Here is a 12,442-nt window from a genome sequence, read left to right as displayed (position 1 = left end):
TCCGCCACGGGGCGGGGTCACCGGTCCACGCGTAACCGGCGGACCGGAGGGGCTGGGCACGAATGCGTCGCCCCCTCTTGCCATGCTGCGGGACATCCTGAATTACTGCTCCCATAACGATCGACCGAATGATCGGTCGTCCACTCGGGGAGAGGAACATCCGGATGACAGCTCTGCTGGATGCGGCGGAGCGGCTCGCCCGCCCGGAGCTGCAGGCGCTGCAGCTGGAGCGGTTGCGCGCCACACTGCAGCACGCGTACGACCATGTCGGCTTCTACCGAGCGGCGTTCGACAAGGCGGGGCTGCGCCCGGACGACTGCCGTTCGCTCGCCGACCTGGCCCGGTTCCCGTTCACGACGAAGGCGGATCTGCGGGACAACTACCCGTTCGGCATGTTCGCCGTGCCGGAGGACCAGGTGCGGCGCATCCATGCGTCCAGCGGGACGACGGGCCGCCCCACCGTGGTCGGCTACACGCAGCGGGACCTGGACACCTGGGCGGACGTGGTCGCCCGATCGATCCGGGCCGCAGGCGGCCGCCCGGGACAGAAGGTCCATGTGGCGTACGGGTACGGCCTGTTCACCGGTGGTCTCGGCGCGCACTACGGGGCGGAACGGCTCGGCTGCACGGTCATTCCGGCATCCGGTGGCATGACGTCGCGCCAGGTGCAGCTGATCCAGGACTTCCGGCCCGACATCATCATGATCACGCCCTCGTACATGCTGACGCTGCTCGACGAGTTCGAGCGCCAGGGCGTCGATCCGCGTACCACCTCGCTGAAGGTGGGCATATTCGGCGCCGAGCCGTGGACACAGGAGATGCGCCGGGAGATCGAGGAGCGGTTCGCGATCGACGCGGTCGACATCTACGGGCTGTCGGAGGTGATCGGCCCAGGGGTCGCCCAGGAGTGCGTGGAGACGAAGGACGGGCTGCACATCTGGGAGGACCACTTCTATCCGGAGGTCGTCGACCCGTTCACCGGTGAGGTACTGCCGGAGGGCGAGGAGGGTGAGCTGGTCTTCACGTCGCTGACCAAGGAAGCCATGCCGGTGATCCGGTACCGGACCCGGGATCTGACCCGGTTGCTGCCCGGCACGGCCCGGGTCTTCCGGCGGATGGAGAAGGTCACCGGGCGGAGCGACGATCTGGTGATCCTGCGCGGGGTGAACCTCTTCCCGACCCAGATCGAGGAGATCGTGCTGCGTACGCCAGGCGTGGCACCGCACTTCCAGCTGCGGCTGACCCGCGAGGGCCGTCTCGACGCGCTGACGGTACGGGCGGAGGCGCGGGCGGAGTCGACACGGGACCAGCGGGCACATGCTGCGCGGGCGATCGCGGCGGCGGTCAAGAACAGCATCGGGGTTTCGGTCGGGGTCGAGATCGTCGATCCCGAGACGCTGGAGCGGTCGGTCGGCAAGTTCAAGCGGATCGTGGACGACCGCGGCGAACACTGAGGCAATGGGACGGCGGTGCCCACTTCTGCCGTGTGTTCCCGGGGAGCCGGGCCGTCACGTCGAGTCGTCCGGCGTCCCGCCGGTCCGGTCACCGTCCTCGCCGCCGTCGCGAGCACCGCGTGATTCCTGACGTCCGCTCCGGCCGCCGCGATGACGGGGTCCGTCTCGACATCAGCTGCGGCGCGATCGTCGCTGAGGGCCCTTCTTCCGGAAGGGCCCTCAGGGGGTCACGGCTGCGCGAACCGATCCCTGAGCTCGCGCTTGAGGATCTTTCCGCTCGCGTTGCGGGGAAGCTCGTCCACGAAGAGGATCTTCTTCGGGGCCTTGAAGTGCGCGAGCCGTTCCCGTACATGGTCGAGAAGCTGCTGCTCGGTGGCGTCCTCGCGCAGCACGACGACGGCGGTGACGGCCTCGATCCAGCGTTCGTCGGGCAGCCCCACGACGGCGGTCTCGGCGACGGCCGGGTGGGCGTAGAGGGCATCCTCGACCTGGCGGGAGGCGACCAGGACACCGCCCGAGTTGATGACGTCCTTCACCCGGTCGACGACCGTGAAGAAGCCCTCCGGGTCACGGACGGCGAGGTCGCCGGAGTGGAACCAGCCGTCGCGGAACGCCTCGGCGGTCTCCTCGGGCTTGTTCCAGTAGCCCTCGCACAGCTGCGGTGACCGGTAGACGACTTCGCCCGCCGTGCCGTCGGGGACCTCCTTGCCGTGCTCGTCGACAACCCGTGCTTCGACAAAGAGCACCGGCCGGCCGCAGGAGTCCATCCGGCCCTCGTGCTCCTCGGGCCCGAGAACGGTGGCGAGCGGGCCGATCTCGCTCTGTCCGAAACAGTTGTAGAAGGCCAGCGCGGGCAACCGCTCGCGGAGCCGTTCCAGCACCGGGACCGGCATGACCGACGCGCCGTAGTACGCCTTGCGCAGCCCGCCGAGCTCGCGGGTCGCGAACTCCGGGTGGTTGGCGAGCCCGATCCAGACGGTGGGCGGCGCGAACAGGCTGTCCGCCTGCCCGGCCTCGACGAGGTCGAAGATCCGGCCCGCTTCGGGCGCGTCGAGGATGGTGTTCTCCGCCCCGACCGCGAGGTACGGCAGCAGGAACACATGCATCTGCGCGGAGTGGTAGAGCGGCAGCGAGTGGGCGGGCCGGTCGGTGGGGCGCAGGTCGAGGGCGGTGATCGCACTGACGTACTCGTGGACGAGGGCGCCGTGCGTCATCATCGCGCCCTTGGGCAGCGCGGTGGTACCCGAGGTGTACAGCAGCTGCACGAGGTCACCGGCGGCGGGTTCGCGCTCGGGGGTGAAGGGGCGCGGGGTGGCGAGCGCGCCGAGCAGGGAGTCCGGTGCGTCGCGCAGCGGCCGTACGGCGAATCCGGCCGGGATGCGGTCGCTGAGTGCCGGGTCGGTGAGCACGAGGGCGCTGCCCGACTGCTCCAGGATGTAGGTCAGGTCGTCGCCGGTGAGGTTCTGGTTGACCGGCACATGGACCAGCCCGGCGCGGGCGCAGGCGAGATACGCGATCAGGTACGCGTCGGAGTTGTGGGCGTAGGAGGCGACCCGGTCGCCGGGGTGCAGGCCGTGGTCGGCGAGGAGGACGGCCGCCGCGGTGCTGACTGCCGTGTCCAGCGTCCGGTAGGTCCAGGACCGGTCGGCGTACCGCACGGCGGTGCGCTCGGGGGAGCGCCGTGCGCTGCGGGTCACGACGCCGTCGACTGTGGAGCTGCGTACACCTGTCATGGCGTGATCCTGGGCGGCCGGGACCGGGCGGTCAAGGGTTCTGATACGCGTACCGCTGTTGACAGCGGTACGCGCGTGCTGGCTGAGTTGCGCCTGGCGTCTCGGGGCATCCGAGCAACCGCCTTTCTCACCCGCACAGTTGGGAGGACCCTTGCCCCTCCGTAACCGTCTGAGACTTCTCGCGGTGTCCGGTCTCGCACTGTTCACCGTGTCGGCGTCCCTGCCTCCGGCCGTGGCCGACGCCTCGCACACCCGGCATCCGTCGGGCGGCGGTCTGTCCGCCGTGATCCGCTACACCGAGTACGGCATTCCGCACATCGTGGCGAAGGACTACGCGGATCTCGGGTTCGGCAACGGATGGGCGCAGGCCGCCGACCAGGTGTGCACGCTCGCCGACGGCTTTGTGACGCTGCGCGGCGAGCGGTCGCGGTACTTCGGTCCGGACGCGGCTCCGGACGGTTCGCTGTCCTCCGCGACGAGCAATCTCTCCAGCGATCTCTACTTCCGCGGGGTCCAGGACAGCGGCACCGTGGAGAAGCTGCTGACAGTGCCCGCCCCGGAGGGGCAGAGCTCTGACGTGAAGGAGCTGGAGCGCGGCTGGGCGGCGGGCTACAACGCCTGGCTGAAGCAGAACCGGATCAGCGATCCGGCCTGCCGGGGAGCCGTCTGGGTGCGGCCGGTGACGATGCTGGATGTCGCGACCCGCGCCTTCGCGCTGTCCGTGCTGGGCGGTCAGGGCCGCGGGATCGACGGCATCACGGCGGCGCAGCCGCCCACGGGCGCACCGGCGTCGCCCGGTGTTCCACCGGGCGAGGCGGCGAAGGCGGCGCAGCGGCTGCTGTCCACACAGAACGCCGACATGGGCTCCAACGCGGTCGCGTTCCGGGGCAGCACGACGGCGAACGGGCGAGGACTGCTGCTCGGCAATCCGCACTACCCGTGGCAGGGCGGGCGGCGGTTCTGGCAGTCGCAGCAGACCATCCCGGGGGAGCTGAACGTGGCGGGCGGTTCGCTGCTCGGCTCGGCGACCGTGTCGATCGGGCACAACGCGAACATCGCCTGGAGCCACACCGTCGCCACGGGTGTCACCCTCAATCTGCATCAGCTGAGCCTCGATCCGGCCGATCCGACCGCGTATCTGGTGGACGGCAAGCCGGAGCGCATGGCGAAGCGCACGGTCTCGGTCGGGGTGAAGGGCGGCGCCCCGGTGACCCGGACCCAGTGGTGGACCCGGTACGGTCCGGTCCTCACCTCCCTCGGTGCCGGGCTGCCGCTGCCCTGGACGGCGACGACCGCGTATGCGTTGAACGACCCGAACGCCACGAACCTGCGGTCCGCGGACACGGGTCTCGGGTTCAGCAAGGCACGCAGCACCGCGGACATCCAGGCCGCGTTGCGGCGTACCCAGGGGTTGCCCTGGGTGAACACCGTTGCCGCCGATTCCGCGGGCCATTCGTTCTTCTCGCAGTCGCAGGTGCTGCCGCGGATCACGGACGATCTCGCGCAGCGGTGCTCCACCCCGCTCGGCAGAGCGACGTATCCGTCGTCAGGGCTCGCGGTGCTGGACGGATCGAGGAGCGACTGCGCGCTCGGTTCGGACCCGGACGCGGTGCAGCCGGGCATCTTCGGGCCGGGCCGGATGCCGACCGTCAAGGATGCCCCGTACGTCGAGAACTCCAACGACAGCGCCTGGCTGACCAACGCCGACGCACCGCTGACCGGCTACGAACGGGTCTTCGGCACCATCGGCACGCCTCGCTCGATGCGGACCCGCGGCGCGATCGAGGATGTGTCGGCGATGGCGGCGAAGGGCCGGCTGACAGTCGGCGACCTGCAGGAACAGCAGTACGCGAACCGCGCCGCTGCCGGTGACCGGGCAGCGGCCGACCTGGCGCGCGCCTGTGCGGCGCTGCCCGGCGGAACCGCGGCCGGCAGCGACGGCAGGGCGGTCGATGTGTCGGCGGCGTGCGACGTGCTTGCACGCTGGGACCGGAAGTTCGACACCGGCAGCCGGGGGGCACTTCTCTTCGACCGGTTCTGGCGCAGGGCCACAGCGGTGCCGACGGCCGAGCTGTGGAAGGTGCCCTTCTCCCCCACCGACCCGGTCGGTACCCCGCACACGCTGAACACCGCGGCGCCGCGCGTCACCGCGGCGCTCGCCGACGCGGTGGCCGAACTGCGGGCGGCCGGGATCGCTCCGGACGCGCCGCTGGGTGCGAACCAGGCGGTCGTGCGGAACGGGAAGCGCATCCCGGTCGGCGGTGGTACGGAATCCCTCGGTGTCTGGAACAAGACCGAACCGGTGTGGGACGCCACGGCCGGCGGGTACACCGAGGTCTCGGCCGGCTCCAGCTACATCCAGGCGGTCGGCTGGGACGGCTCCTCGTGCCCGGTGGCCCGCACCCTGCTCACGTACTCCCAGTCCTCGAACCCGAACTCACCGCACTACAGCGACCAGACCGAGCTCTTCTCGGGTGAGCGCTGGGTGACATCCCGGTTCTGCGAGAAGGACATCGCGCGCTCGCCGGCGCTGCGGGTGGTGCGGGTGCGCGAGCACCGGTAGCACACTCCGCGGGCACATCGGCCCCTGACCGTTTCCGGGCGGCCAGGGGCCGATCGCTGCCGACGGTCAGGGGCCGGTCATCGCATGCGGTCAGGGGCTGATCGCGAGGACGACGAACGCTGCGAAGATCGCCAGGTGGACGCCGCCCTGGAGCAACGTGGCCCGTCCCGGTACGACGGTCAGCGCGCCGACCACCACGGTCAGCGCGAGCAGCACCATATGGGTGGCGCCGAGGCCGAGATGAAGCGGTCCGGGCAGCCAGATGGAGGCCAGGGCGATGGCCGGGATGGTCAGCCCGATGCTGGCCATGGCCGACCCGAGGGCGAGGTTGAGGCTGGTCTGCACGCGTTCGCGGTGGGCGGCCCGGACCGCGGCGAGGGTCTCGGGCAGCAGCACCAGCAGGGCGATGACGACACCGACCACCGCCTGCGGCAGCCCGGCCGCCTCCACGCCGGACTCGATGGTCGGCGAGACGGACTTGGCGTCGCCGACGACGGCGACCAGCGCGATCAGCAGCATGGCGACGCTGAGCGCGGTGGCGCCCCGGCCGGGCAGCGCCGCTTGCTGCTCGTCCTCCTTGAGCCGGCCGTCCTGGGTGAGCGGCAGGAAGTACTCGCGGTGCCGGACGGTCTGTACGGCGACGAACAGCCCGTACAGGAGGAGGGACGCGACAGCGGCGAAGGCGAGCTGTGCGGTGGAGAACTCGGGGCCCGGTCTGCCGATGGTGAAGGTCGGCAGCACCAGACTGAGGGTGGCGAGGGTGGCGACGGTGGCGAGGGCGGCGCCGGAACCTTCGGCGTTGAACACAGCGACGCGGGAACGCACCGCGCCCACCAGCAGGGACAGTCCGACGATGCCGTTGCAGGTGATCATCACGGCGGCGAAGACGGTGTCGCGGGCGAGCGCGGACGTCTTGGGGCCGCCGTCCACCATCAGGGTGACGATCAGGGCCACCTCGATGATGGTCACGGCGACGGCCAGGACGAGCGAGCCGAACGGTTCGCCGACCCGGTGGGCGATCACCTCGGCATGGTGGACGGCGGCGAGCACGGCGCCCGCGAGACAGAGCGCGACGACGGCGACGGCGAAGGGCGGCAGCACCCGCCCCCAGCTGAACACCAGCGCTACCGCCGCGACGATCGGCACAACCACGGTCCACTGGGTAGCCAGGGACCGGACCGTCGCGCTCGTTTTCATGAGCCACACGCTGCCAGAGGTGACCGGGGCGCGCTCGGCGGACGGTGCGGGGCCGCCGGCGCTCAGAGGGCTCTGTGGTGCCCCTCCCAGTACGGGTCGCGCAGTCGCCGCTTGTACAGCTTGCCGTTGGGGTCGCGCGGCATCGTGTCGATGAAGTCGACGCTCTTGGGGCGTTTGTACCCGGCGAGCCGCTCGGCGCAGTGGGTGAGGATCTCGGCGGCCAACCCGTCGCCCGGGGGGTGTCCTTCGGCCGGTTCGACGACCGCCTTGACCTCCTCGCCCCAGTCGGCGTGCGGGATGCCGAAGACGGCGGCATCGGCGACCGCGGGGTGGCTGAGGAGCGCGGCCTCGATCTCGGCGGGGTAGATGTTCACCCCTCCCGAGATGATCATGTCGATCTTGCGGTCGCGGAGGAAGAGATAGCCGTCCTCGTCGAGGACGCCCAGATCGCCGACGGTGAAGAAGTCTCCGATGCGGTTCTTCTCCGTCTTGGTCCGGTCCTTGTGGTAGCTGAAGCCGCCGGTGCTCATCTTCATGTAGACGGTGCCGAGCTCGCCGGGCGGGAGGCGGTTGCCGTCGTCGTCGAAGACGGCGAGTTCACTGATCGGCCAGGCCTTCCCGACCGTACCGGGCTTCTTCAGCCAGTCCTCGGCGGTGGCGAACGCGCCGCCGCCCTCGCTGGCCGCGTAGTACTCCTCGACGCACCGGCCCCACCAGTCGATCATGGCGCGTTTGACGTGGTCGGGGCAGGGGGCCGCGCCATGGATGGCATGCCGCATCGAGGTGACGTCGTACCGCTCCTTCACCTTGTCGGGGAGGGCGAGGAGGCGGTGGAACTGGGTGGGGACCATGTGCGTGTGGGTGCAGCGGTGCGCGTCGATGACCCGCAGCATCTCCTGCGGCGCCCACTTGTCCATCAGAACGAGGCGGTGCCCGATGTGCAGGGCGGCGCCCGCGAACTGGAGTACGGCGGTGTGGTAGAGCGGCGAGCAGACCAGATGGACGTTGTCGTCGAACGGCTTGATGCCGAAGATGCCGAGGAAGCCGCCGAGATGGCTCTCCTCGGGGAGCTTGCCGGAGAGCGGGCGGCGGATGCCGCGCGGGCGTCCTGTGGTGCCCGAGGTGTAGTTCATGACCCAGCCGAGGCTTCGGTCCTCGGGCGGTGCGTCGGACTGTTCCGCGAGCAGTTCCGCGTACGGGCGGAAGCCGTCGACCGCGCCGACGGCGTAGCGGTGGCTCACGGGCAGTTCCGCCTCGTCGGCGGCGGATGTCGCTGCGTCGGTGTACCGCTCGTGCGCGATCAGCACCTTGGCGCCGGAGTCGGAGACGATCCAGGCGATCTCGGGGCCGACGAGGTGGTGGTTGACGGGGACGAGATAGAACCCCGCCTGGCAGGCGGCGAGGTACGCGGTGAAGAACTCGACGCCGTTGGGGAGGACCACGGCGAACGCGTCGCCCTGCCGGAGACCGGCCGCGCGCAGCCCGTGGACCAGGCGGTTCGCCGCGGCGTGCAGCCGGCCTGCGGTCCAGGTCTCGCCGTCGGGGGCGACGAGGATCGTACGGTCGGGGGCGGCGGTGGCCTGGGCCCAGAAGCCGTTGGGCGGCTGGTTCATGCGGCGCTCCGTCCGGCGATGCGGTTGATCCGGTCCACGGCGCGTTCGAAGCCGCGGGTCAGGTCGTCGAAGACGGCCTGCACGCTGCGTTCGGTGTTCATCCTTCCGACGATCTGGCCGACGGGGGTTCCCAGCAGTGCGCCGGTCTCGTACTTCTGGATACGGGAGACGGCCTCGGCGACCAGCAGTCCCTGCAGCGGCATGGGCAGGGGGCCGGGGCCGGACGGGTCGTCCCAGGCGTCGGTCCATTCGGTACGGAGCTGGCGTGCGGGTTTGCCCGTCAGGGCGCGCGAGCGGACGGTGTCGCCGGAGCCCGCGGCAAGGAGTTTGCGGGTCAGTGCGCGGGAGTGGAGGTCGGCCTCCTCGGTGGTCAGCCAGAGCGAGCCGAGCCAGACGCCCTGGGCGCCGAGGGCGAGCCCGGCGGCGATCTGCTGTCCGCTGCCGATGCCTCCGGCGGCGAGGACGGGGAGAGGTCCCACGGCGTCGACGACGTCGGGGACGAGGACCATGGAGGCGATCTCTCCGGTGTGACCGCCCGCTTCGTACCCCTGGGCGACGACGATGTCGATGCCCGCGTCGGCGTGGTGCCGGGCGTGCTTGGCGCTTCCGGCGAGGGCGGCCACGAGGACGTTCCGGTCGTGGGCACGTTGCACGACGTCCGCGGGGGGCGAGCCGAGGGCGTTGGCGAGGAGCCTGATGGGGTAGTCGAAGGCGACGTCGAGCTGGTTGCGGGCGACCTCCTCCATCCACCCGGTGATGCGCCAGCCGGATGCCTCGCCCTCGGCGAGTTCGGGGACGCCGTATGTGGCGAGGGTGTCCTGGACGAACTGGCGGTGTCCGGCCGGGATCATCGCCTCCACATCGGCCTCCGTCACCCCTTCCACCTTCTTCGCGGGCATGACGACGTCGAGGCCGTACGGCTTGCCGTCGGTGTGCTCCTGCATCCAGTCGAGGTCACGTGCCAGGTCGTCGGGGGCCGTGTAGCGGACCGCGCCGAGTACGCCGAATCCGCCGGCCCGGGTGATCGCCGCGGCCACTGCCGGGAAGGGCGTGAAGCCGAAGATGGCGTGCTCGACTCCCAGTTTCTTGCTCAGCTCCGTCTCCATGGGCGGCAGGATGCCGCAGTCGGACATTCGAAGGAAGAGATTTTCTGATGCAGTGTCAGATTCTTTGTGGCGCCGGGGACCTCCGGGACGGCAGGGGTGACAGTAATCTCTGCGGCGGCAGGAAGTTTCATCGTAGGACTGGATGACGAAAGTTACTTTCAACCGGTAGGAAGGGGTTCCGGATGACCGAGGACGCGACCGGCAGAGGGATCAGCCGACGCAGGCTGAGCGGTGGGATGCTCGCACTGGGCGGAGCACTCGCCCTGGCACCGATTCCTTTCGCGGAGACGGCGTCGGCCATGGAATCGGGGGCGGGAACGTCGGGGGCGTCGGGAGCAAGCGCCGTGGACGCTTCGGATGTGGCTGCCGACGGGCGGCCGACGCTGCGGCGCGGTTCCGCCGCCCGCGCCGGGCTGTTGCAGGGACCACTGGACCAACTGGTCACAGAGGCGGAACGGTTCCTCTCCGCTTCCCCCAAACACCCGTGGTACGCGGGCGCGGTGCTGCTCGCCGGGCGCGGTGGCACGGTGGCGCTGCACCGGCCGATCGGCAAGGCGGTGCGGTACGCGGCGTACGACGCCAAGACCGACACCGGAGTGGAGTTCCCGGCGGACCAGCAGATCGCGATGGCCGAGGACACGGTCTTCGACCTGGCGTCGGTGTCCAAGCTCTTCACCTCGATCCTGGCCGTGCAGCAGATCGAGCGCGGGGCACTGGAACTGGAGGCGAAGGTCGCCTCGTATCTGCCCGACTTCGCGGGAGGCGGCAAACAGGACGTCACGATCCGTCAGCTGCTCACGCACACCTCGGGGTTCCGTGCCTGGATCCCGCTCTACAAGGAGCCGACCCGGGAGGGGAAGCTGCGGCTGCTGTGGAACGAGGTCCCGGCCAATCCGCCGGGCACGGTGTATCTCTACTCCGACCTCAATCTCATCTCGCTGCAGCTGGTCCTGGAAAAGATCACCGGACGCACCCAGGATGTGCTGCTCCGCGAGGAGATCACCGCGCCGCTCGGAATGCACCGCACTCGTTACAACCCGCCCGCCGCCTGGAAGCCGAAGATCGCGGCCACCGAGGACGCCCGGCTGCCCTGGTCCGGCCTGGACCGCGGACTGGTCTGGGGCGAGGTGCACGACGAGAACGCGTACAGCCTGGACGGGGTGGCGGGCCACGCCGGAGTGTTCTCCTGCGCCTGGGACCTCGCGATCCTCGCCCGTACGCTGCTCAACGGCGGCGTCTACGGACGCGCGAGGATCCTCTCCCAGGATTCGGTGGACCTCCTGTTCACCGACTTCAACACCGCGTTCCCCGGAGATGCCCATGGGCTCGGCTTCGAGCTCTACCAGCACTGGTACATGGGGGCGATGGCCACCCCGAGCACAGCGGGCCACACCGGCTTCACCGGGACGAGCCTGGTCCTCGATCCGACGACCGACTCGTTCCTGATCGTGCTCGGCAACTCCGTTCATCCGGTTCGCACATGGCGCTCCGGCAGTGCACCTCGGGTCGCCACCGCGAACCAGATGGCGCGTGCGGTGGCGGTGCGCCCCGCCCGGGGCCGTACCGCCTGGTTCTCCGGCATGGCGAGCGCCGCCTCCGCCACGCTCGCACTGCCCGCTCTGCGTCCGGCGTCCTCGCGTGCCGCGCTGAGCTGCGCGGTGTGGTGGGACACCGAGCCGGGCTCCGACTACCTCTTCCTGGAGGCCTCGTCGGACGCCGGGACGACCTGGCAGCCGGTGCCCTTCACCACCGCAGCGACGACGTCCGGCTCCCACCGGGTGGAGCCGGAACCGCATCCGGCGGGCTCCGTCTCCGGCTGGTCGGGCCGGGTCTGGCACCGTCTCGACGCGGACCTGGCCGCCTGGCGGGGCAAGGAGGTGCGTCTGCGGTGGCGGTACACCACCGATCAGCTGTACGTCGGGCGCGGGGCGTATGTGGACGGCATCCGGGTCGAGGACGACGGCCGGACCGTCTTCGACGACGGCAGGTCGGGCGACGCCGGGCGCATCGAGGCGAACGGGTGGACGGTGTCCGCCGACTGAGAGCGGCTGCTGCCGGCCGGTTCGGACCGGCCGGCAGCCGCTGGTTCGACGGGTTGGTTGCGCGTCAGGACGCCGGTACGAGCAGATGGACGGCGAGCGCTGAGATCAGCACGGAGGACGCCAGGGCGGTGACGAGCCGCCCCCGGCCGCCGGTCAGTACGCGACCGAGCAGCGCTCCCCCGCCGGCCAGCAGCAACTGCCAGCCGGCTGACGCGGCGAACGCCGCGAGGACGAACACGGACTGTTCCAGTCGGTCCGGGGCGGCGGCGGTCGCCCGGCTGCCCAGCACCAACGCCGTGAAGTAGACGACGGTCGTGGGGTTCAGGAGGGTCATCCCCGTCAGCCCCAGATAGGCGCGCGCGGGGCTGAGCGGGGTCCGGTCGGACCCGGACACCGAGTGCCGCTTGCGGTATTGGCCGATCGCGGTAGTGGCGCTCCGTAGCGCCAGGACGACGAGCACCAGGGCCGAGGCCCAGCGCAGCGGCAGGGCGACCGGCTCGATGACACGGGTGAGTGAGGAGCCTCCGACGACCGCGATCAGCGCATAGAGGCCGTCGGCCGTCGCGACTCCGAGCGCGGCGGCGACGCCGGTTCCGAGGGAGGTCCGTGCGGTGAGAGCCACCAGATAGGTCGCGACCGCTCCGACCGGCATGGCAATGCCGAAGCCGGCCAGCAGCCCCGCGACCAGGGCGGCGCTCACGCGGGGAGAGGAATCGGCCTCCGTGACCGGCCGG

General features: G+C 70.6%; 8 protein-coding genes. 3 read left to right on the top strand and 5 right to left on the bottom strand.

Features of this window, described 5'->3' with window-relative positions; translation table 11 throughout:
• Positions 1–164 precede the first annotated feature (164 nt).
• Positions 165–1,454: a phenylacetate--CoA ligase PaaK gene (gene paaK, locus OG972_RS38790; protein WP_266989573.1), complete on the top strand. Its 1,290-nt coding sequence runs from the start codon at positions 165–167 to the stop codon at positions 1,452–1,454.
• Positions 1,455–1,681: 227 nt separating this feature from the next.
• Here the strand turns inward: paaK and OG972_RS38785 are convergent, their stop codons facing one another.
• Positions 1,682–3,187 (bottom strand): acyl-CoA synthetase, encoded by a 1,506-nt coding sequence (locus OG972_RS38785; protein WP_266989571.1) that lies wholly within the window; start codon positions 3,185–3,187, stop codon positions 1,682–1,684.
• A gap of 151 nt (positions 3,188–3,338) precedes the next feature.
• Between OG972_RS38785 and OG972_RS38780 the strand changes: the two genes are divergently transcribed.
• A complete protein-coding gene (locus OG972_RS38780) occupies positions 3,339–5,750 on the top strand; it encodes a penicillin acylase family protein (RefSeq protein ID WP_266989569.1) in 2,412 nt (803 codons plus the stop codon).
• 90 nt (positions 5,751–5,840) lie between these two features.
• Here the strand turns inward: OG972_RS38780 and OG972_RS38775 are convergent, their stop codons facing one another.
• From OG972_RS38775 to OG972_RS38765, 3 genes are all read right to left on the bottom strand, one after another.
• Positions 5,841–6,947: a calcium:proton antiporter gene (locus OG972_RS38775; protein WP_266989567.1), complete on the bottom strand. Its 1,107-nt coding sequence runs from the start codon at positions 6,945–6,947 to the stop codon at positions 5,841–5,843.
• A gap of 62 nt (positions 6,948–7,009) precedes the next feature.
• A complete protein-coding gene (locus OG972_RS38770; RefSeq protein ID WP_266989565.1) occupies positions 7,010–8,560 on the bottom strand; it encodes an acyl-CoA synthetase in 1,551 nt (516 codons plus the stop codon).
• Positions 8,557–9,666: a nitronate monooxygenase family protein gene (locus tag OG972_RS38765; protein ID WP_266989563.1), complete on the bottom strand. Its 1,110-nt coding sequence runs from the start codon at positions 9,664–9,666 to the stop codon at positions 8,557–8,559. Before OG972_RS38765 ends, OG972_RS38770 begins: the two co-directional genes overlap by 4 nt.
• 182 nt (positions 9,667–9,848) lie before the next feature.
• On the opposite strand from OG972_RS38765, the gene OG972_RS38760 reads away from it, so the two are divergent.
• Positions 9,849–11,708 (top strand): serine hydrolase, encoded by a 1,860-nt coding sequence (locus OG972_RS38760; RefSeq protein WP_266989561.1) that lies wholly within the window; start codon positions 9,849–9,851, stop codon positions 11,706–11,708.
• Positions 11,709–11,772: 64 nt separating this feature from the next.
• On the opposite strand, the gene OG972_RS38755 is transcribed toward OG972_RS38760, so the two are convergent.
• On the bottom strand, positions 11,773–12,408 hold the full coding sequence (locus tag OG972_RS38755) for a LysE/ArgO family amino acid transporter (RefSeq protein ID WP_266989559.1): 636 nt from the start codon (positions 12,406–12,408) through the stop codon (positions 11,773–11,775).
• Positions 12,409–12,442: the final 34 nt, after the last annotated feature.

It is taken from the genome of Streptomyces sp. NBC_01669 (assembly GCF_026339735.1).
Lineage (GTDB): Bacteria > Actinomycetota > Actinomycetes > Streptomycetales > Streptomycetaceae > Streptomyces > Streptomyces yanii.
Note: the sequence above shows the minus strand (reverse complement) of the source record. Positions and strands in the feature narration are given on the sequence as shown.